The organism is Methylobacterium komagatae, from assembly GCF_042661665.1.
Taxonomy (GTDB): Bacteria; Pseudomonadota; Alphaproteobacteria; order Rhizobiales; family Beijerinckiaceae; genus Methylobacterium; species Methylobacterium komagatae.
Genome location: NZ_JBHSWN010000001.1, coordinates 4,341,067 through 4,360,648, shown reverse-complemented (window position 1 = coordinate 4,360,648; position 19,582 = coordinate 4,341,067). Strand labels below are relative to the sequence as shown.

Genomic DNA, 19,582 nt, shown 5'->3' with positions numbered 1-19,582 from the left:
AATCTCCGGATGAGCTTGGCGAGCATCTACCTAGGAACACGCACAATATATGCGCGGAGATTTTTCGATTATTACGCTATAGCAAGTCCGAAAAAATGCGGTCGCATCACCTGGATAAATTTAATCGGATCACAACCAGGCGTCGTATACTAATTGTCAACGACAATGCCCCATTGTGTTTGCCGGATTCGACTGCGTGGCGTTGCTTGCCGCCGCTTCCCAGCGGGCACACGTCCTGCCAGGGGCTCAGAGGATGTTCGGAATGACAGGCCCGTCCGATGACAGCGTCCAGACGGCGCGAATCGGAACGGTCGCATCCATCGACGGCATGAAGGTGAACCTCGCCCTGGAGGCGTGGAACAGGCGGCCGAACCAGCGGGTGACGGTCGGCCGGTTCGTCCGCGTGAGGGCCGGGGGCGCGATCCTCGTCGGCATCATCACCACCCTCGCCTCCACCGGAGACGGTCGGAGCATCACGGGCGCCGTCGCGGGGCTCGACCTCCTCGGCGAGATCCTGTCCGAAGGCGGGGCCGAGCGGTTTCGTCGCGGCGTCGCGCGCTACCCGGCCATCGGCGACGAGGTCGACCTGCTGCCGCCCGCCGACGTGCGCGTGGTCCACCGGGTCTCCGGCACCGGCTCGGTCGCGGTCGGCACGCTCTATCAGGATCCCGAGACCCCGGCCTGCCTCAAGATCGACGACCTCCTCTCGAAGCATTTCGCGGTGCTGGGGGCGACCGGCGTTGGCAAGTCGAGCGGCGTCGCCGTGATCCTCGACCGGGTGCTGGCCGCGCAGGATTCGGTGCGGGTCTTCCTGCTCGACGTGCACAACGAATACGCGTCGTGCTTCGGCGACCGGGCGAACATCGTCACCCCGCGCAACCTCAAGCTGCCGTTCTGGCTGTTCAACCTCGAAGAGATCGCCGACGTGATCTATGGCGGGCGCCCGCCGATCGACGAGGAGATCGATATCCTGGCCGAGGTGATCCCGCTGGCCAAGACCAAGTACCTCCAATACCGGGAAGCGAGCGACCGGCGAGCTCGTGAAGCGTGGCCTCGGCAAGAATGCCGGCTTCACCGTCGACACGCCCGTTCCGTACACGCTTCAGGACCTGACGCTGCTCATCGACGAGCGGATGGGCCGCCTGGAGAACCGCGCCTCGCGGATGCACTATCACCGGCTGATCTCGCGGATCGAGACGATCCGCAACGATCCGCGCTACGGCTTCATGTTCGAGAACGCCAATGTCGGTGGCGACATGATGGGCGAACTCCTGGCCCACCTGTTCCGGCTGGAGCCGGACGGGCGGCCGATGACGATCATGCAGCTTGCGGGACTACCGACCGAGGTGGTCGATGCGGTGGTCTGCGTGCTATGCCGCCTCGCCTTCGAATTCGGGATCTGGAGCGAAGGCGCCGTGCCGCTGCTCCTCGTCTGCGAGGAGGCCCACCGCTACGCCTCGGCCGACCGGTCCGTGGGGTTCACCCCCACCCGCCGCGCCCTGTCGCGGATCGCCCGGGAGGGCCGTAAGCACGGCGTGTTCCTGGGCCTCGTGACCCAGCGCCCGGCCGAGCTCGACCCGGCGATCATCTCCCAATGCAGCACGCTCTTCGCGATGCGGATGACGAACGAGCGCGACCAAGCCTTCCTCGCCGCCGCCGTCTCGGACGCGGCGAACCTCCTGGCCTTCGTCCCCTCGCTGGGGACGGGCGAGGTGATCGCCTTCGGTGAGGGCGTGCCGCTGCCCGCGCGCATGACCTTCTCGCAACTGCCCCCGTCCCGCCAGCCTCGCAACGACGTGAGCGGCCGCGACGCCGACGAGGGCCGGATGACGGTCAACGGCCCGTCCGTCGGGGCGGTGGTCGAGCGCTGGCGCGCCGCCACCATGAGCAAGCCCGCCGGCCTCGAAGCGGACGGGATGATCGCCGCCCGCCTCTCCCGCGAGCCCGCCACCGAGCCGCAGGGCAACGGCCCCGCCCTGGATCAGGCCCATCGCCGCCTGCTGCGCCGCCCCCTCGAAGGAGGCGACGTCCCTGCCCCCGCTCCGGCCGAGGGCGGCAACCGCCTCGTCCGAGCGCTCTGGCAGCAGGGCTGAGCGTGGATCCCTCCGCCCCCCGAGCCAGAGACGCATCCTCCTCGAGGCGGCCATCCAGGCCCTCCCCGTGGGGATGGTCGTGCACGATGCGCAGGGTCACTGCATCCTGGCCAACGCCCTCGCGCAGGACCTCGCGCCCGAGGCGACGCTGGACATGCCCGCCGACCTCGCCGCCCCGCGCGAGGCCAGGGTCGTGGCCGAACTGGGCGAGCGGGTCGTCGAGGCGCAGGCGCGCCCCCTCAGCGTCGACAGCGAGACCTTCACCCTCACCACCCTACTCGACGTCACGCAGCATCACCGGATCCAGCGCGACCTGATCGGCCGCGCCTATATCGACGTCCTGACCGGATTGCCGAACCGGCTGATGTTCGAGCAGAGCATCGAGGAGGTAATCGCGCAGGCCGCCCCGTCGGACCGCTTCGCGCTGGCCTTCATCGACCTCGATAACTTCAAGCACATCAACGATTATTACAGCCACGCGGCTGGCGACTCGCTGCTGCAGAAGGTGGCCGAGCGGATCCGGGGATCCCTGCGCCCGAGCGACATGCTCGCCCGCCTCGGCGGCGACGAGTTCGTGCTGCTCCTGAACCCCGTGACCGACCGGGACGCGACGCTCGCCTGCGTCGCCGGGATCTCCGAGCGGCTGAAGCAGCCCTTCTTCATCGACGGACACGAGATCTTCGCCTCGGCCTCCATCGGCCTCAGCCTCTATCCCGACCACGGCACCTGCTACGAGACCCTGCGTCGGCAGGCCGACAGCGCCATGTACCGGGTGAAGGGCAGCGTGAAGGGCGGCGTCAGCGTCTTCGAAGAGGCGATGAGCCAAGCCGCCACCGCCCGCATGGCGGTGGAGCAGCGCCTGAGGCTCGCCATCCGCGACCGCTGCTTCTGCTGCGCCTTCCAGCCCAAGGTCGACATGCGCACCCACGCGGTGAAGGGCGTGGAGGTGCTGCTGCGCTGGCGCGACGAGCCGGGGTGATCCAGGCGCCGGGCGATTTCGTGGAACTGGCCATCGAGCTGGGGCTCATCAACGAGATCACCCTTCAGGTGCTCGCCGAGACGGTGCGGGCGATCCCCGACCTCGACGACATGTTCGGGCCCGACGTGACGGTCAGCCTCAACATCGCGGCCAAGCAGGCCTGCGACGTGCCGTTCATGACTGCCTTCTGCGAATCCCTCGGGCGCACCGGCCTCGCCTCACGCTTCATCCTCGAACTGACCGAAGAGGCCTTCTTCACCAAGGGCCGGTTTCAGCGGGAGGTCCTGCCGCGCATCCGTGAGATCGGAGCACGGGTCTCGATCGATGATTTCGGGGTGGGCTATTCCTCCCTGGCGGCGCTCGCGGAGATCACGGCGGACGAACTGAAGATCGACCGCTCGTTCATCACGGACATCCACAAGCGCCCGCGCAGCCAGATCGTGCTCAAGGCCATCGAGTCGCTCGGGCTGGCGCTCGGCATGGCGGTCATCGCCGAGGGCGTCGAGACCTACGACGAGGTCGCCTACCTGCTAGGCGCCACGCAGATCCGCTGCGCGCAGGGCTATTACTACGCGCGGCCGATGCTTCTCGAGCAGATCCGCCTGGAGGCGAAGAGCCCCGCCCAGGAGCGCAATGTGGAACGCCAGCGCCGCGTCGCTACGTTCCGGCAGTCGCCGATGCTCCGGCACGGGTGAGGGCTCACGCAGGACCGAAGAGACGGGGCGGGATCGCACGCGGCCGGACCGCACCCGTCTCCTGCGGATCCGGGATCCCGGAGGGCTTCAGGCCCGGATGTCGAGGAGTTGTCCCTGGCCCGGAGGGGCCGGCGGGGAGGCCGTCGCGGCGGTCTGAGCCACGAGGGCGGCTACGGACTTCTGGGCGTCGATCTGCTGCCGGGCCACCGCCGTCCCGACGGACTGCGCGAAGGAGCCGGCCTGCATCTGAACGGCTAGGGTCGCGATGCTGGTCATACCCCAAATCTAGAGACCCATTCGTAAAGGTTCGCCCAAGAATCAGGGCGACCGAATTCTTAAAATGACGGATCGAAAGCCCGTCAGAGGCTGAGCCCAGCACGGGAACCGGTACCGATCAGCGCCGGGGGCCATTGAGGGCGCGGTAGGCTCGCACCACCTGGCTGTCGTCGAGGGCGCCCTCTCCCCGGCCGGAGGTCGAGAGGAAGAGTTGATGGGCGAGGCCGGCGAGCGGCAGCGCGGCCTTGGCCCCACGTCCGGCCTCCAGCACGATGCCGAGATCCTTCACGAAGATGTCGACGGCGCTGGTGACGCGAGGTTCGTCCTCCAGCATCCGAGGGCCCCGGTCGCGCAACATCCAGCTCGACGCGGAGGAGCCCGACAGGATCTCCAGCACCACGGCGAGGTCGACGCCGACCCGCTCGGCGAGCGACAGGGCCTCGGCGGTGGCCGCGATGTGCACGCCGCAGAGCAGTTGATTCACCGCCTTGACGGTGGCCCCCTGCCCCGGCTCCGTCCCCACATGGAACACCCGGTCGCCGAGCCGGTCGAGGACCGGGCGCATCGCGGCCAGAACCTCGGCCGGAGCCGCCGCCATGATGGTGAGCGTGGCGGCCTCCGCCCCCACGACCCCGCCGGAAACCGGGGCATCGATGAAACGGCGGCCGGTGGCGAGCACGCGGGCTGCGATGTCGGCCACGGCTTGCGGCGGGCAGGTCGCCATCAGCACCACGGTGGCGCCGGGGGCGAGCGCGTCGAGGGCGCCCTGGCCGAACAGCACGTCCTCGGCCTGGGCGCCGTTGACCACCATCAGCAGGATCGCGTCGGCATCCGAGGCGGCCTCTGCGACGGTCTCGGCCTTCCCACCCCCGGCGGCGGCGAGCGCCGCGCGGCTCTCCGGCCGGATGTCGTAGCCCCGCAGATCGAACCCGGTGGCGACGAGGTGCCGGGCCATCGGCATGCCCATGGCGCCGAGCCCGACGAAGGCGATGCGGCTCAGAGCCATTCCCGGATGCTCCGCGTCATCGCCGCCGTCGAGATACCGTAGCGGTCGTGCAGCGTCGGCAGGGCGCCCGCGTCGAGGAATTCGTCGGGCAGGCCGATCTGCCGGAAGCCGCGATCCGGCATCACGCCGCTCCGCATCAGAAGCCCGGCCACCGCCTCGCCGAGGCCGCCGATCACCGTGTGGTTCTCGGCCACCACCACGAGCCGCCCGCCCTTGCGCGCCTCGGCCAGGATCGTCGCCTCGTCCAGCGGCTTGATCGTCGGCACATGGAGCACCGCGACGTCGATCCGGTCGTCGCCCAGCGCCTGCGCCGCCTCCAGCGCCCGCATGGTCATCAGGCCCGACGAGATGACGAGCACGTCCCGCCCGTCGCGGATCGTCTTCGCCTTGCCCCACTCGAACGTGTAGCCGTACTCATCGAGGACCAGCGGGACGTTGCCCCGTAGCAGCCGCAGGTAGACCGGCCCCTGATGGGCGACCATCGCGGGCACGACCTCACCGATCTCATGCGCGTCGCACGGGTCGATGATCGTCATGTTCGGCATGCCGCGGAAGATCGCGACATCCTCCGTCGCCTGATGGCTCGGGCCGTAGCCGGTGGTCAGGCCCGGCAGGGCGCAGGCGATCTTGACGTTGAGGTTCTCCTCCGCGATGGCGAGGCAGATGAAGTCGTAGGCCCGGCGCGCCGCGAACACCGCGTAGGTGGTGGCGATGGGCGTGAAACCCTCCCGCGCCAGCCCCGCCGCCGCGCTCATCAGGAGCTGCTCGGCCATGCCCATCTGGTAGAACCGGTCGGGATGGGCCTGCGCGAAGATGTGCAGGTCGGTGTACTTGGCGAGATCCGCCGAGAGGCCGACGAGGTCGGGCCGGGACTGAGCGAGCTCCACCAGGGCGTGGCCGAACGGCGCCGCCCTGGTGCGCTGGTCGGGACCGGCGAGCGATGCGATCATCGCCGAGGTCTTCAGTCCCGCACCCTGACGCGGCGCGGGCTTCTCGTATTTCGAGCGCCTCACCGGCCCCTCCCCTCGTCGAGAATCCTCAAGGCTTCGGTCCACTCCTCCGGCTCGACGCGCAGGAAGTGGTTGCGCTCGCGGGATTCCAGGAAGGGCACGCCCTTGGCCATCCTCGTGTCGCAGATAACGATCCGGGGCTGGGCGCCCGTGTGGTTGCGGGCGGCGTCGAAGGCCGCGACCACGGCCTCAATGTCGTTGCCATCGACCCGTTGGACGAACCAGTTGAACGCTTCGAACTTCGGCACCAGCGGCTCGAAATCGAGGACACCGCGTGAGGCGCCGTCGGCCTGCATCCCGTTCACGTCGACGATGCCGATGAGGTTGTCGAGCTTGTGCGAGCCCGCCGACATCGCGGCTTCCCATGTCGAGCCCTCGTTGAGCTCGCCATCGGAGAACAGGTTGTAGACGAAGCTGTCGGACCGCTTCCGCTTCAGCCCGAGCGCCATGCCGACCGCGATGCCGAGCCCATGGCCGAGCGATCCGCCGGTGATCTCCATGCCCGGCGTGTAGGCGGCCATGCCCGACATCGGCAGGCGACTGTCGTCGCCGCCGTAGCTCGTCGGCTCGTCCTCGGGGAGGATGCCCGCCTCGATCAGCGCCGCGTAGAGCGCGATGGCATAATGGCCGATGGACAGGCAGAACCGGTCGCGGCCCTCCCATTCCGGGTCCTCGGGGCGGTAGCGGAGCGCGTGGAAGTAGGCCACCGCCAACACGTCGGAGATGCCCAGCGCCTGGGCGATGTAGCCCTGGCCCTGGACCTCGCCCATGAGCACGGCGTTGCGGCGGATGCGGTAGGCCCGCTCCCTCAGGGAGACGTTGGAGCCCGCATGGGTCGGTTCGGCCGACATGATCGCCTCCCGGTCAGTGGATGAGCATGCCGCCGTTCACGTCGATCACCGCGCCGGTGATGTACGAGGACAGGTCGGAGGCGAGGAACAGGCAGGCCTTGGCGACATCCTCGGCGACGCCGAGGCGCCCAAGCGGGATGCCCCTGGCGATCTCGGCCTTCGAGCTCGGGAGTGAGCTTGCCGCCCGTGATGTCGGTCTGGATCAGGCCGGGAGTGACGGAGTTCACCCGGACGTTGTCGGACCCGAGTTCGCGAGCCATGGCCTTCTGCAGGCCGAGCACGCCGCCCTTCGCGGCCGAATAATGCGGCCCGCCGAAGATGCCGCCGCCGCGCTGGGCCGAGACCGAGGACAGGCACACGATCGAGCCGGATTGCTGCGCCCGCATGGCGGGGATCACCGCCTGGCTCATGTAGAGGGTGCCGCGCAGATTCACGTCGGTGACCGCGTCGTAATTCTCCGGCCCGATCTCCATGATCTTCAAAGGCTGGGTGATGCCCGCATTGTTGACGAGCACGTCGATCCGGCCGAACCGGGCGAGGGCTTCGTCGGCCGCCGCCTGGCAGGCGGCCTTGTCCGTGACGTTGCAGGCGAGGCCCAGATGCCCGGCACCGATGTCGCGGGCGGCTCCCTCGGCGAGACCCGCATCGAGATCGAGGATCACGATCCGCGCGCCCTGCGCCGCGAAGAGCTTGGCCGTCGCCTTGCCGATCCCGCGCGCGGACGCCGCGCCGGTGATCACGCAGACCATGCCGTCGAGCAGTCTCACCCTATCCTCCCGGCTGGTTTGTCGGACGTCTGTTGCACGAAGACTGCGCTGGCCCGCCGGGACCTGACAAACGCGAAATCGGCAACCGCAGATGAATCTGGCTCAACTGGGACTTACGCCAGGGCCGGATCGAGCGGGATCCCGAGTTCCCCCGCGAGCCAGCGCGCAAAGACGCGCAGGGGCGCTCGGCGGCAGGAGGCGGCCGGGAAGACGAGATGATGGCCGACATAGCGCAGGTCCGTCGCTTGGCCCGCCAGGGGGGCGACGAGGCGCCCGGAGGCGAGTTCCCGCTCGGCGAGGCGAGTCGATTCGAGGGCGATGCCGAGCCCGTCGGCGGCGGCGACCAGTGCCAGGAAGCTCCGGTCGAAACGCAGGCCCGCCGTGGCAGGCGCGGCGAGACTGTTCGCCTCGAACCAGTGCGGCCAGCGCCATTGCTTGTTGTCGCTCTGGATCAGCGTCTGGCCCACGAGGTCGGCGGCGCTGGCGATGGTGGCCGCGCGGGCCGGATCGCAGAGGGGCGTGAGGATCTCCTCGCCCAGCGGCATGCGCACCACCCCCTCGCCGCGGGGCGGCCCGTAGACGATGTCCGCGTCGAAATCGTCATTGGTGAAGCGGGCATAGTCCATGCCTGCCGCGAGCCGCACCTCGATGCCGGGATACTCGCGCAGGAACCGGGCGAGGCGCGGGGTCAGCCATTGCGCGGCGAAGCTCGGGGCGCAGTGCAGGCGGAGCAATTGCGAGCCCCGGCTGGTGACGAGATCGAGGCCCTGGTCCAGCACCTCGAAGGCGCGCCCGGCATGATCGAGCAGGGTCTCGCCGGACGGCGTGAGGTCGACGCCCTGGCCGGTGCGCGCGAACAGGGCGATACCCAGCCCCTCCTCCAACTTGCGGATGGCATGGCTGATGGCGCTGGTCGAAAGCCCGAGCTCCTCGGCCGCCGCCTTGAACGAGCGGCGCCGGGCGGCGGCCTCGAAGATGCGGATCGCGGAGAGGGGAATGACCGGGCGCATGCGGCCAGTGTTCGCCGCCGGATGGCCCGGCGGCAAGGTGCCACGCTCGCGCCGTCCTAGGCCGCGCGCACCGTAGCCAGGAAGCGGCTCATCTCGTGCGCGAGTTGCTCGGACTGGCGCGACAATTCGGAGGCCGCGCCCAGCACCTGGGTCGCCGCCGCGCCCGTCTCCTCTGCCGCGCTCGCCACGCCCGCGATGTTGTCGGTCACCTCGCCCGTGCCGGTGGCGGCCTGGGTCACGTTGCGCACGATCTCCTGGGTCGCCGCGCCCTGCTGTTCGACGGCCGCCGCGATCGAGGTCGAGGTGGCGCTGATCTCGCGGATTCGCTGCGTGATGCTGGCGATGGCCGCGACCGCCTGACCGGTCGAGCCCTGGATCCGCCCGATCTGCACCGAGATATCCTGGGTCGCCCGCGCCGTCTGCCCGGCCAGTTCCTTAACCTCGGCGGCGACGACGGCGAAGCCCTTGCCCGCCTCCCCGGCGCGGGCCGCCTCGATGGTGGCGTTGAGCGCCAGCAGGTTGGTCTGCCCGGCGATCGAGGAGATCAGCCCCACCACATCGCCGATGCGCTCGACAGTGCCGCTCAGTTCGTGGACCAGAGCGCCGGTCTGGTCGGCATCGGCCACGGCCTGCCGGGCGATGGCCGCCGAGCCATCGACCTGACGACCGATCTCGTGAACGGACGAACCGAGTTGCTCCGCCGCCGCCGCGACGGTGGTGACGTTGCTGGCGGCGATCTCGGCCGCCGCCGCGACTGCCGAGGATTGCGCGGCCGTCTCGGCGGCGGTGCCGCTCATCGCACCTGCCGTCGCCTGCAATTCGGTGGCGGAGGACGAGACCGTGCCGATGATGCCGCCCATCGCGGCCTCGAAGCTGTCCGCCAGCTGCCGCATGCCGATCTTGCGCTGCTCGTCGGCGGCGAGGCGGGCCTGCGCCGTCTCGGCTTCGAGGGCGCGCATCCGGAGCAAACCATCCTTGAAGACCTGGATGGCGGCGGCGATCATCCCGATCTCAGTCTTGCGGCGGTGCTGCGGCACCTGCGCGTCGAGGTCGCCGGCCGCGAGTGCCGTCATCGGGCTCACCACCGAGGCGATGCCGCGGGTGACGCCGCGGACGATCACGAAGGCCAAAGCGGCGCACATCAGCAGGCCCAAGGCCAGGACGGCAACGACGAGCTGCCTCACCCGGGCGTAATCCTCACCCGCCTGGACGCGCGATACCTCCGCGCCGCGCGCGTTGAGCGTCACGAGGTCCTGGATGGCCTGGGTCGCCGCGATCTGCAATTCGTTCAGCTTGCCGCCCAGGATCTCCAATGCCTTGGCCTGATCGCCGTCGCGGGCCAGGGCCATGACCGGCTCCACCTCGGCGTGATAGGCCGCCCAGGCCGCCTTCAGCTTCTCGAAGGCCTGCCGCTCCTCCTCCGTGGAGATGAGCCCGTCATACTGGCCGAGCAGCTTCTTGATCTTGGCGCCGAGGTTGCCGACCAAGGCATCCATGCGCAGGCGGCCGCCTATGCTGTCGGCCGTGACCTGCCGGAAGCTCGCGACGGTGTAGCGGGCGAGCGTCGTGTTGATCTCACCGGCCCGCTGCTGGCTTGGCAACCACTCGGTATGAACCTGCTCGAGACGGGCATTGACGGAGGCGGTCGCCGTGAGGGCGACACAGCCGAGGCCCAGCAGAAGCAAGGCTGCGACGCTGAACGCTGCGATCAACTGCGTCCGGATCGAGAAGCGGTGCATGCGCTGACGTTTCCTGGAGGCACGTGCCTCGATGTGGGCTTGAACCCGTCGTGACGCAGCATCGGGGTGAATGATTAAAATATGATCGCGCCGACGGAAGCCCATCGACTGTGATCGTTCCATCGCTCGACAATGAACGCACCGGGCTGGTCAAGTAAGACAGCACAACGTGCGCGGGAACCTTCGCGGCCGACATCGCGCTCGGCCATGGCACCGCGAATGGATCTCGGGCAATAATCCAGCCATCCAATACAGTCGTTTGCCAATATTTAAGCGTTCTATCGTACACCCGATCGCATCAGGGCCAAAATGAGCAAAGCCTATGCTTAACAGACGCACAAAAGAAAGGGCACAAATCGCCCTCCCGATGACGGCCGCATTCACCAGCTCGGGCGAGTGGCCCTGCGTCGCGCTCAATCTGTCGGCCGCCGGTGCGTGCGTCGCCTTCGCGCCCGGCACGCATGTCCCTCAGTACTTCGAGCTTCGCGTCAGTGAGAAGGCCAAGCCGCAAACGGTCCGCGTCGTCTGGAGACGCGGCCACACGGTCGGGGTCGGCTTCATGAAGGAACGGCCGTCGCCGGACGTCTACCGCGGCTGAGGCCGAACGGGCGGCGAGCAGGCCGAGACGATGATTGGAGCAAGCGGAAGGTTATCTGGCGGAGGGAGCGTCCGCCAGCCTGAACAAAATTCATGTTTTCTGGCATGATCTTACCTCTACCGGGTGATCAACTACCCACGTCTTGACCCACGTCCTGAACGCGGGTGCTAAGCTATAAGTGCGAATGGTGACGAACGGCGCCGCCTGTAGCCGTTGTGAGGACGGCTGTCGCAACATCGTTGCATCGTTCTTGCTCGCTGATGGCGTCAGGTTCCTCCCGAGCCTTGACCCCCCACGCCTGCCTTCCTGTCTCAACAGACCGGGTCGAGGCGGGCGTGGGTGCAAAGGGACCGGCATTCGAGCCTACAACCAGACTGTTATGAGCGGGCCGATCTGCGGTTTTCAGCTGCCGACTGAGACGCTGGTCAGCACGTCCGCCGCGCGCTTCACCTCGGCAGCCATCAGTTCCTCGCTGGGGGTCTCCAACGGAAGCTCGCCGAGGATCACCGCGACGTCCCGCTTCACGTCTTCCCGCACCTCGGGGTTCTCCTCGGACAAGCGGCCGATGAGGACGCCCAGCACGATCTCCATCGCCGTCATCTTCGCGTAGAGTCGGGTGAAGTCGTCCAAGGGCTCGGGATCGTTCGTGTCCATGTCTCGCTCCACTAGATGGCCAAGCCCGAAAGCATCTTATGTTAACCCTATCGCAACCAGCGCTACTTATGGTTGACAACTGAGGCCAGCCTCAGTCGCCCGCGTCCTGTAGAGACACCTTCACCGTGAGGACGCGGGCGAACTTTCATCGGTCAGTTCGAACTTCCAACCCCGCCCGCCGGGCGAAGTCGTTGGCGAGGTCCACCCGCCGCCTGGAACGGGCGAAGGCTTCATCGGCATCCCGCATCAGCAAGTCTGATCGCGCGAGGTCGTGCCGAGCAAGCCGGATCTGCGCAACGGCGAGGAGGGAGAGGATCAGGCGCATAGTGTGCCCTCCTCGGCCATCTCGCAGTAGCGGAGGACCATGTAGGCACCCATTGCGTGGGAGCATTCGATCAGGGCCTCACGGGCGAGCGCTCTCGCTACTAAACGATCATCGCCGCCAGCGACGAAGAACGCCTTCTCCAACACCTTCTTAGCCTCTTCGCCGCGCTTGGTGATCTTTTCCGCCTCCTCACGGATCATCGCGATAGATCGTCGAAGCCGCGCTGCCTCCATCGCGGGGAGCGCCGCCTGCCTTTTGGCCTTGCTCAGGCGTCCGATGCGACGGCCATTCTCAGTCGCCAGACGAACCGGCTTGTGTGAGGTCACAGCCATGACGAGCCCTCCCTCCAATCGCAGCCGACCGTGCTGAGAACGAGAGCGGCGCGGGTCGAGGGCAGCGTAGCCGGAGGGTGCTCGAACTTATCCCGTCGAGGGTTGAGCGTCCGGTTGTCCTGACACCATTCGCGCCGGAACTTCATGATCGCCAGGGAATGGGCGTGGCTGGTGCTCGGCGCCAGAGCGCACCGCTCGATGAGGGCTTCGCCGTACTCGACAGCTAACCAATCGGTGTAGCGATCCAGAAGGCCGAGGGTGCAAGGCTCGGCGACAGCAGTCGGCGAACCGATGAGCGTCACGCCACCCCCGATGAGAGGAAGCGAGACGAGACCGCGTAGGAAGCCACGGCGCTGCACGGGGGCTACCATATCCCCCTCCCTTGCCACTCACAGCCAACGGCGCTCAGCACCAGTGCCGCCCGCGTCGAAGGTTGCCGGTGTGGCGCTCGCCAACCCTCAGGGCCCGCAAAGTGGTAGTCGTGCGCTCCCGTGTTGGTGGGGACGAAGCGTTCGCAAAGGGCATCGCCGGGGCTCAGTTGCTCGCAGAGCATCCGGCGCTCCATGAACAGCCACTCGTTGTAGGCCATCAGCAACCCATCCGTGACGGGCTGCGCCACGGCAGACGGGGCGCCGATCAGGGTGATGCCACCGCCAATCAGCGGGAGCGAAGTGAGGCCGCGCAGGAAACCTCGACGGTTCGCGGGGGCGTTCATGGCCGGTCCCCTACGACCGCCTCATGAGCCTCTTTGTACTGCTCCCTCAATCGCTGCCCGATTGCACGAAGCGGATCGGAGAAGGCTGTCAGGCACTCGGGCTCGATCATGTGCGGGCTCGACGCCACGTGATCGAGAGCCTGTGCGTACCGGAGCACGCTGTGTATGTCGTCTTCCATCTGAAAGACGGCATGGATGGCGCGACGGCGCTCGGTCATGCCCGGCCTCCCCCGTCTAGCGCTTCTAGCAAGGCGATGTCGGCCTCGATCCGGTCGGCGATCCGGCGTCGAAGGTCGCGGATACGCTGGCGGTCGGGATCAGCGGCATGCATGGCCGCGAGGGCGATGGTGACGGGGCCACGCTGTGCGGAAGGCAAGCGCGGGCGTTCACCGCCGCGAATGGGCGGTGTAAGGTGGTGGATAGCCATGAACAGCACTCCGAGTGCGGTTGGTGGTGAGGGCCGGATGGTTGATTGCACCCTTCCATTCGGCCCGCTTTTCTGCTAAACCTAAAACATGCTGCTGTCAATTATGGCTGAACCAAAAAAGCGCGGGCGGCCAGCGACGGGTCGCGACCCGATGTATGGCTTCCGCATGTCTGACAGCCTGCGGGATGGGATTGATGCTTGGCGCGAGGCCCAGCATGACAAGCCATCCCGATCTGAGGCTATTCGCCGTCTAGTCGAGGAAGCGCTTAGGTCCGAGGGCCTTAGGCAATAGCCATTGCCGTGCTCAAGATCGCCGTGTCTGGCATGTCGCCAAGCGATGGCATGAAAGCGTCCTGGGAACGGATCGGGACGATGAGATGATAAAAGATTATAAGCGTCCGGCAGGCTAACTAATTGAAATAACTCGACAAAAAATTCTCCCGCCGAATGAGCCCGCAAGCACGCCAGCCCATTCTGATATAAGGGGGATAAAAGCGACAGGACGCGAGATGGTCAACGACCCACAGGCTCTTCTCAAGAGATTGTTTAAGGAACCGACCGAAAGCGCATGGGTCGAGTTTAAAGAAAACAATGACGACCCTGAAATGATTGGTTCGTGGGTGTCGGCATGCGCTAACGCTGCAATTTTAGCTGGTAAAGAGCGCGGGTTTCTTGTCTTCGGCGTTCGCGACAAGCCACGGAAAATGGTTGGCACTACAGTAGATATTTCAAAAATGAAAAAGGGTGGAGAAAATTTTACAAACTGGCTCAGCAGAATGATTGAGCCCAGACTCATGATGGAATTTTTAGATTTTAGGGTTGGCTCACATAAATATGCAGTAATTGCCATAGAGCCAACATATGATAGGCCCGTAAAGTTTAATGGCACCGAATATCTTCGGATCGGCGAGAACACCAAAAAATTATCAGACTTCCCCAATCACGAGAGATCAATTTGGGTTGCAACTGGACGTCGTAAATTTGAAGACGCAATTGCGATCTCTCATCAAAGTGCATTCGATGTCTTCGAACAACTCGATGTGGATGCCTTTTATGCGCTTCTAAAAGAACAAAAGCCCAGAGTTCCTGAGGAGATCATTAGGAAATTTGAGATGTCCGGCTTCATCCGCGATGATATGGAGGGAAGTTATGACATAACAAATTTGGGCGCAATTGTTTTAGCTAAAGACTTGCATAAATTTCCTTCAACAGCAGGAAAAGCCATCAGAGTCATTCAGTATCGAGGCGAAGACAAGAGGCATTCAGAGAACGAAGAAGAATTCAATTCCGGGTATGCCGTCGCTCTACCCAGAGTGCTAAGACATATGAATTCCATACTGCCGAAGAAAGAGATCTATACAAACGGGATCCGTTCAGTAATCCCTGTATATCCAGTGACGGCGTTGCGTGAAGTGATCGCAAATGCGATGATACATCAAGACTTTACGATCACTGGCTCCGCTCCAGTCGTCGAGGTGTATGGCAAAAGAGTTGAAGTATCAAATCCAGGCGCCTCTTTGGTAGAGATAGATCGAATAATTGACGAAAGAAGATCTAGAAACGAAAAGCTAGCATCATCTATGCGTCTATTAGGTCTTTGCGAAGAACGTGGAGGCGGTTTAGACAAGGCCGGCTTTGAAATTGAAGAGCAGAACCTGCCTGCGCCTGAGTTTATATCCTCAAAAGACACCATGCGGGTCGTGCTGTATGGACCAAAATCTTTCTCTGAGCTAAATAAGACGGAAAAACTCCGGGCATGCTTCTTTCATTGTATTTTGAGATGGCTTCAGCGTGATTATATGAGTAACACTACTTTGCGAGATAGGTTCAGACTAGAGCAAGAGAACTACCAAGCAGTGTCTGCGATCATATCAGAGTCAGTGAAACGCAAGCGCGTTGTGCCCGCCGAAACAAATCAAGGAAAACGAAACGCAAAGTATGTGCCATATTGGACTAGAAAGCTTTCTCAATAGAATTTATTACATGATGGAATAATGGCAATCTTGGGCGCCTACAGCATTCGCAACTTGCCGTAGGCGATCAGTACTGATCTGCCATTTTTTGCGCTCAATATGGCAGTACCCCCTGCGTGTTCCGCATGAACAGCTTGTAGAAGTCGTCATTGCCCCCGGTGCGCACGAGCCGCGGCAGCTGCACGGACTGATAAAGCGGCGGGACGGAGGCGTTTGAGGGTGAGCCGTAGAGATTGAGCGTGATCGGCTCTGCCAACCCCGTCTCAATCCACGGAAGGCGATCCGCGCCGCGGGGTAGAGCCGTGTTCACCTCGGCGATCCGGCCCTCTGTGACCCGCATCCGCTCCAAGAGCGCGACGATGCCCTCCGCCAACTGCGGGTAGTGCTCGGTCATCTCGGCAATGACCGCATCGCGCTCGGCTCGAACCTCATCGTAGCGAGCCCGTAGAGCCGCCTGAGCCTCCCGCTCGGCAATCTGATCGAGCCGGATATTGAGCCGGATCTCAGACGCCTTCAGCCGCTCCATATCGAAGCGCAGGCTTTCACACTGCCGCTTCGCCTCGGTCGCCTCTTCCTCGGTCGAGAGAGGATCGACAGCCTTCGCCTCTGCGCTTATCCGATCCCGTTCGACGCGAGCGATGTCGGCCTGAGTGTCGGCGAGGCAGGACCGAAGCTCCGCCGTCGTCGTGTCCTTGGTAAGCGCATCGGCGACGCGCTGGCGCAGCGTGATCGTGGGCTCGGATGCGGTCGGAACCGCCTTCAGGTTCGCAACCATGCTCAGTGCTCCCATGCCTTGCTCAGATTGGCGACGTAGGCCGCACGGGCGCTCTGGGCGTCCGCTACGGCATCATTCGTTCGGTTCGCAGGCGCGGGATTGTCGTCGCCCCGCCATGCATCGCCTAGCTCGGAGACATGCCTAGCGTAGGCGGCCTGAGCGATGATGGGATCGCTGCCAGCGTTGACGCTCGTGTCGCCACGGCCAGCGGCGGCATACATCTCGCCGACGCGCTTCGTGGCCTGATCCGCCAGCCCATGCAGGTAGGACGAAGCCGATTGCGCGGCGGCCTGCGAGTCGCCGAAGTACCCCGGCACCGCGCCGCTACCGGCCGCGTACATTGAGTATCCAAGACGACGGGCAGCGTCAGCGGCCCGGCGAACGCGGAATACCTCGTTGCTCCCGTAATCGGCGAGGATCGTATTGATCTGCGCGCTATCTGCAGTCGGCAGATTGTCCATGAAGCGGATGCCACTGTCAGCCATGAGAATTCCTCTCGCGTTCGGTATTGCAGCACCATCGGCAAGGCGCATGCCCACTGCCATCAGGTATCCGGCTTTGAGAACTCCGTTTTCCATTGCCTCATCTTCAGTGACGGGCATTCCATCGGCATGCCGAATGTAAGATCTCTTCTTCATCATTGCCTCACGGTGAAGTTGTTGCGCCGGTCGAGGTCAGATTGCCCTTCACGACCGATGCACCCATGCTGGCGAGGCCGCGCTGCGTGCCCTCGGCCGCGGCAGAAGCCACACCCGCGACACCGTTGACCGTCTGCTGGATCGTCACGGACTGCGTGCGCTGATCATTGCCGGTGTTGGTGTTGTTCGTGACGTTGTTGACCACGGTCTCCTTGAGACCTTGGTTTGCCCAACTCAGCCCGTTGCCGCCGCCGATGCCAAAGTTGCTTTTGTCGAAGGTTGGAGCCGCGCCCGTGCCGGCCGACCCGAAGCCCAGGCGAGCGCCATTGCCCTTGCCGATCATGCTGGGGAAGGCGGAGGTGCCGAAGGTGCGTCGCATCGCGCTCGGCGCGGCGTTGTTAAATCTCTCTAGGAACTGGTTCATGCTCGGGCCGGACTTCAGATAATCAAGCCCCGGCAGATCATCGAAAGCGTTGCTCGCTGCGGCAGAGGTGTTGCCCTTGCGGTCGTCAATGTAGTCTAGGGCCGAGTTCATCTTCCCCGCGCCGTAGCCGAGGATCTGCTTCATCGGATCACCGAGGCGCTTCAGCAGCACGTCGAGTTGCTGGCTTGCCTGATCGATCTTCGACACGTCATTCTGAAGCTGCTCGGCGAACTGCGTGATGACCGATCCTTTGTAATTCTTCGGATCGTTGATCATGTCGAGGTATTCGCGGATCTTAGGGGCAGATGAGGCTAACCGCTCAACGTCGTCCTGACGCGTCTTCCCGAAGACACCCGTAAGCACCTCCGCGCGCTTCATCGGGTTGGTGATCGCGTTGATCTTGTCGAGGAATTCGAGCGCTGTCTTGCTAGGGTTGGCGACGAACGCCTTGCGAAGCGCATCGGACGTGTATCCGAGCTGCTTTAGACCCTTCTCCGCACCGGTCGAATACTCTGATCCGAGCTTCAGAAAGTTGAAGTAATCCTCAATGCCGCTGGCCGCGATTTCGGTCTGGACGCCGCGCTCTTTCAGACCAGCACCAAAGGCCAGTACGTCGCCGGAAGTGAGGCCCGCTGACTTGCCCGTGCCGCCCGTTCGCCGAAGGATTTCGAGTAGATCGATCTCCTTGGACGCGCTCTTGTCGGCCATCGTGTTGATCTGGTCGCCGATGCGCTCGATCTCGGCTTGGTTGGCCTGATAGATGTTTCCGATCTCGGCCATGGCCTGCCCAGTCGCTTCGGGCGTAGTTCCCCATGCGGTCGAGGCGCGAGCGCCGAAGGCGGTGAACCGCATAAGCTCGTCTTTGGGGCGGCCTGCGAAGCCCGCGGCAGCCAGCATCCCGGCAAGCTCTTCCTTGTTCTTGCCGGTGTCGCGCGCCAAGCGGGTGATCGCCTTAGCGTAGTCCTCCCGCTCGGCGGGGTTCGCGTCGGTTGCCTTCGTCACCTCGATCATCGCGCGCTCAAAGCTCATGGATGAGCGCAGAGCGGCAGAGGCGACCCGCCCGGCCGTATATGCGCCGCCCGCGATGACACCGGCACGACCGGGCGACAGGCCAGCGCCCGCGAGGCCCGGCTCTAGAACGCGATCATCACCCGGTCGCCGCCCCGGAATGCGGCCCCCTGGGCCATAACGCCCACCGCCGGGCCGCACTCGCGACGCGCGCTCGGCCTCGATGCGATAGCTGCGCCATGCGCGTGTCGCCCGCTCGATCTCGGCAGTGACTTTACCCAAACCGGACGTGCGGCCGCCGAGGTTGATCCTGAAGTCCTTGCCGAGTTCCCTCGTGGCCTTCTTGATCTTCTCAAGGTCTTTGAGAAAGGCACTGGCTTCCTTGCCGCCTGTGGCACGGAACCCAAGCTTCGCGATGAGTTCTTCGATTACCATTAGGGACGCCTCCCACGCACACGGTTGCGGGCAGTGTCAGCGGCCTTCACAGCTTTCTCGGCGACAAGATCGCGAACGTCTAGGATCTCATGGAAGTCGGCCAAATCGTTTAGGGTGTATACCGTTCGCAGGTCGTTCAACGTGCAAAGAGGCGGACTGGAAAATCCAGGCGTCGGCCGCAGCAAATACATCTTGTCTTTGATGTGCGGCGCCACGGCATTCCACTCGCGCTCTGACAAATCGGTTGGGCTTGCTTGCTTGATTGACCGGGGCTTCACGAAAGCCCTTCGGACAAAAAATCCCGGAACTGCACTTTCATGGCGAACCAAGCGACAGCGACCGTCTCCTTGAGAGACTGAGGCTTCACGCCAATCACGCAGGGATCGCCACCGACGCGGCACGTCTCGACAAGCTCGCGGAGGATGGCTTGGCACTTGTCGTGATCCATGCCGCCGGAGAGCGCGAGCACCATCAAGGCTGCTACGCCTTCCTTGTCGTCCTCGCCCTTGGTGATGCTGTCGAGCATGGCGGGAGCGGCGCTGAACATCTCGCTCACCCGCAGAAGAAGGCCGAGACCTTGATCAGCGGGTAGCTGCTCGCACCGGTAGACGTTGCTACCGATCTTCCGCTCACTCGCCATCTGCCTCACCCTCCTTACGACCAAGCTCGGGGAAATCTGTGCGATGGACGGCGGCGGCATTCGCCAAAGCGCGCTTAATCACGGCCGGGTCGGTCTCGCCGAGCGCGCGGGCGTGAAGCTGTTCTACGAAGGCTGTCCGATCCTGCGCAGCTGAGAGGCGACCAGCGACGGCACGGCGCACAAACTCAGCGAGGGTCACACCCTCCGTGACA

22 protein-coding genes and 2 pseudogenes are annotated in these 19,582 nt (G+C 64.6%); 6 read left to right on the top strand and 18 right to left on the bottom strand.

Going from position 1 to position 19,582, the window contains the following annotated elements; translation table 11 throughout:
* Positions 1-262: 262 nt before the first annotated feature.
* The 3 genes and pseudogenes from ACFQE0_RS21695 to ACFQE0_RS21685 all read left to right on the top strand — a co-directional run bounded on the left by ACFQE0_RS21695 (position 263) and on the right by ACFQE0_RS21685 (position 3,767).
* Positions 263-2,093: pseudogene (locus tag ACFQE0_RS21695) on the top strand (ATP-binding protein).
* Positions 2,094-2,166: 73 nt separating this feature from the next.
* Positions 2,167-3,072: a diguanylate cyclase domain-containing protein gene (locus ACFQE0_RS21690; RefSeq protein ID WP_378973335.1), complete on the top strand. Its 906-nt coding sequence runs from the start codon at positions 2,167-2,169 to the stop codon at positions 3,070-3,072.
* Entirely contained in the window at positions 3,069-3,767 is a 699-nt protein-coding gene (locus ACFQE0_RS21685) for an EAL domain-containing protein (RefSeq protein ID WP_378973332.1), read from the top strand. Before ACFQE0_RS21690 ends, ACFQE0_RS21685 begins: the two co-directional genes overlap by 4 nt.
* Positions 3,768-3,854: 87 nt before the next feature.
* Here ACFQE0_RS21685 and ACFQE0_RS21680 read toward each other — a convergent pair whose 3' ends face one another.
* From ACFQE0_RS21680 to ACFQE0_RS21650, 7 genes and pseudogenes are all read right to left on the bottom strand, one after another.
* Entirely contained in the window at positions 3,855-4,043 is a 189-nt protein-coding gene (locus ACFQE0_RS21680) for a putative motility protein (RefSeq protein ID WP_378973329.1), read from the bottom strand.
* Between the two features lie 118 nt (positions 4,044-4,161).
* On the bottom strand, positions 4,162-5,049 hold the full coding sequence (locus ACFQE0_RS21675; RefSeq protein WP_378973326.1) for an NAD(P)-dependent oxidoreductase: 888 nt from the start codon (positions 5,047-5,049) through the stop codon (positions 4,162-4,164).
* A complete protein-coding gene (locus tag ACFQE0_RS21670) occupies positions 5,040-6,062 on the bottom strand; it encodes a transketolase family protein (protein ID WP_378973324.1) in 1,023 nt (340 codons plus the stop codon). Before ACFQE0_RS21670 ends, ACFQE0_RS21675 begins: the two co-directional genes overlap by 10 nt.
* On the bottom strand, positions 6,059-6,910 hold the full coding sequence (locus ACFQE0_RS21665; RefSeq protein WP_378973322.1) for a transketolase: 852 nt from the start codon (positions 6,908-6,910) through the stop codon (positions 6,059-6,061). The genes ACFQE0_RS21670 and ACFQE0_RS21665 overlap by 4 nt, the downstream gene beginning before the upstream one ends.
* Positions 6,911-6,923: 13 nt before the next feature.
* Positions 6,924-7,659: pseudogene (locus ACFQE0_RS21660) on the bottom strand (SDR family NAD(P)-dependent oxidoreductase).
* Between the two features lie 131 nt (positions 7,660-7,790).
* Positions 7,791-8,687, bottom strand: a complete 897-nt coding sequence (locus tag ACFQE0_RS21655) for a LysR substrate-binding domain-containing protein (protein ID WP_378973320.1) — start codon at positions 8,685-8,687, stop codon at positions 7,791-7,793.
* A gap of 56 nt (positions 8,688-8,743) precedes the next feature.
* Positions 8,744-10,426, bottom strand: a complete 1,683-nt coding sequence (locus tag ACFQE0_RS21650; protein WP_378973317.1) for a methyl-accepting chemotaxis protein — start codon at positions 10,424-10,426, stop codon at positions 8,744-8,746.
* Positions 10,427-10,748: 322 nt separating this feature from the next.
* Between ACFQE0_RS21650 and ACFQE0_RS21645 the strand changes: the two genes are divergently transcribed.
* Positions 10,749-11,024, top strand: a complete 276-nt coding sequence (locus tag ACFQE0_RS21645) for a PilZ domain-containing protein (RefSeq protein ID WP_378973314.1) — start codon at positions 10,749-10,751, stop codon at positions 11,022-11,024.
* Positions 11,025-11,426: 402 nt separating this feature from the next.
* On the opposite strand, the gene ACFQE0_RS21640 is transcribed toward ACFQE0_RS21645, so the two are convergent.
* The 7 genes from ACFQE0_RS21640 to ACFQE0_RS21610 form a co-directional block, all read right to left on the bottom strand.
* Positions 11,427-11,678 (bottom strand): hypothetical protein, encoded by a 252-nt coding sequence (locus tag ACFQE0_RS21640; RefSeq protein ID WP_378973312.1) that lies wholly within the window; start codon positions 11,676-11,678, stop codon positions 11,427-11,429.
* A 145-nt stretch (positions 11,679-11,823) separates the two neighbouring features.
* On the bottom strand, positions 11,824-12,003 hold the full coding sequence (locus ACFQE0_RS21635) for a hypothetical protein (protein WP_378973309.1): 180 nt from the start codon (positions 12,001-12,003) through the stop codon (positions 11,824-11,826).
* A complete protein-coding gene (locus ACFQE0_RS21630; protein ID WP_378973307.1) occupies positions 11,994-12,335 on the bottom strand; it encodes a hypothetical protein in 342 nt (113 codons plus the stop codon). Before ACFQE0_RS21630 ends, ACFQE0_RS21635 begins: the two co-directional genes overlap by 10 nt.
* On the bottom strand, positions 12,326-12,706 hold the full coding sequence (locus ACFQE0_RS21625) for a hypothetical protein (RefSeq protein WP_378973305.1): 381 nt from the start codon (positions 12,704-12,706) through the stop codon (positions 12,326-12,328). Before ACFQE0_RS21625 ends, ACFQE0_RS21630 begins: the two co-directional genes overlap by 10 nt.
* A complete protein-coding gene (locus tag ACFQE0_RS21620; RefSeq protein ID WP_378973302.1) occupies positions 12,700-13,050 on the bottom strand; it encodes a hypothetical protein in 351 nt (116 codons plus the stop codon). The genes ACFQE0_RS21625 and ACFQE0_RS21620 overlap by 7 nt, the downstream gene beginning before the upstream one ends.
* Positions 13,047-13,268, bottom strand: coding sequence for a hypothetical protein (locus ACFQE0_RS21615; protein WP_378973300.1), 222 nt, complete (start codon positions 13,266-13,268; stop codon positions 13,047-13,049). The genes ACFQE0_RS21620 and ACFQE0_RS21615 overlap by 4 nt, the downstream gene beginning before the upstream one ends.
* Positions 13,265-13,477 carry a hypothetical protein gene (locus ACFQE0_RS21610; RefSeq protein ID WP_378973298.1) on the bottom strand — a complete coding sequence of 71 codons (213 nt, stop codon included), beginning with the start codon at positions 13,475-13,477 and terminating at the stop codon, positions 13,265-13,267. Before ACFQE0_RS21610 ends, ACFQE0_RS21615 begins: the two co-directional genes overlap by 4 nt.
* A 509-nt stretch (positions 13,478-13,986) precedes the next feature.
* Between ACFQE0_RS21610 and ACFQE0_RS21605 the strand changes: the two genes are divergently transcribed.
* Positions 13,987-15,450 (top strand): ATP-binding protein, encoded by a 1,464-nt coding sequence (locus tag ACFQE0_RS21605; protein ID WP_378973296.1) that lies wholly within the window; start codon positions 13,987-13,989, stop codon positions 15,448-15,450.
* A gap of 94 nt (positions 15,451-15,544) precedes the next feature.
* On the opposite strand, the gene ACFQE0_RS21600 is transcribed toward ACFQE0_RS21605, so the two are convergent.
* From ACFQE0_RS21600 to ACFQE0_RS21585, 4 genes are all read right to left on the bottom strand, one after another.
* Entirely contained in the window at positions 15,545-16,225 is a 681-nt protein-coding gene (locus tag ACFQE0_RS21600) for a hypothetical protein (RefSeq protein WP_378973293.1), read from the bottom strand.
* A 2-nt stretch (positions 16,226-16,227) separates the two neighbouring features.
* Positions 16,228-16,866: a hypothetical protein gene (locus ACFQE0_RS21595; protein WP_378973290.1), complete on the bottom strand. Its 639-nt coding sequence runs from the start codon at positions 16,864-16,866 to the stop codon at positions 16,228-16,230.
* A 4-nt stretch (positions 16,867-16,870) separates the two neighbouring features.
* Positions 16,871-18,730, bottom strand: a complete 1,860-nt coding sequence (locus ACFQE0_RS21590) for a phage tail tape measure protein (RefSeq protein ID WP_378973288.1) — start codon at positions 18,728-18,730, stop codon at positions 16,871-16,873.
* Positions 18,731-19,004: 274 nt separating this feature from the next.
* Positions 19,005-19,286, bottom strand: coding sequence for a phage tail assembly chaperone (locus ACFQE0_RS21585; RefSeq protein ID WP_465264081.1), 282 nt, complete (start codon positions 19,284-19,286; stop codon positions 19,005-19,007).
* Positions 19,287-19,341: 55 nt separating this feature from the next.
* On the opposite strand from ACFQE0_RS21585, the gene ACFQE0_RS21580 reads away from it, so the two are divergent.
* The gene (locus tag ACFQE0_RS21580; protein ID WP_378975765.1) at positions 19,342-19,524 is read left to right on the top strand and encodes a hypothetical protein; all 183 of its coding nucleotides are present in this window, start codon (positions 19,342-19,344) and stop codon (positions 19,522-19,524) included.
* The last annotated feature ends 58 nt before the right edge of the window (positions 19,525-19,582 follow it).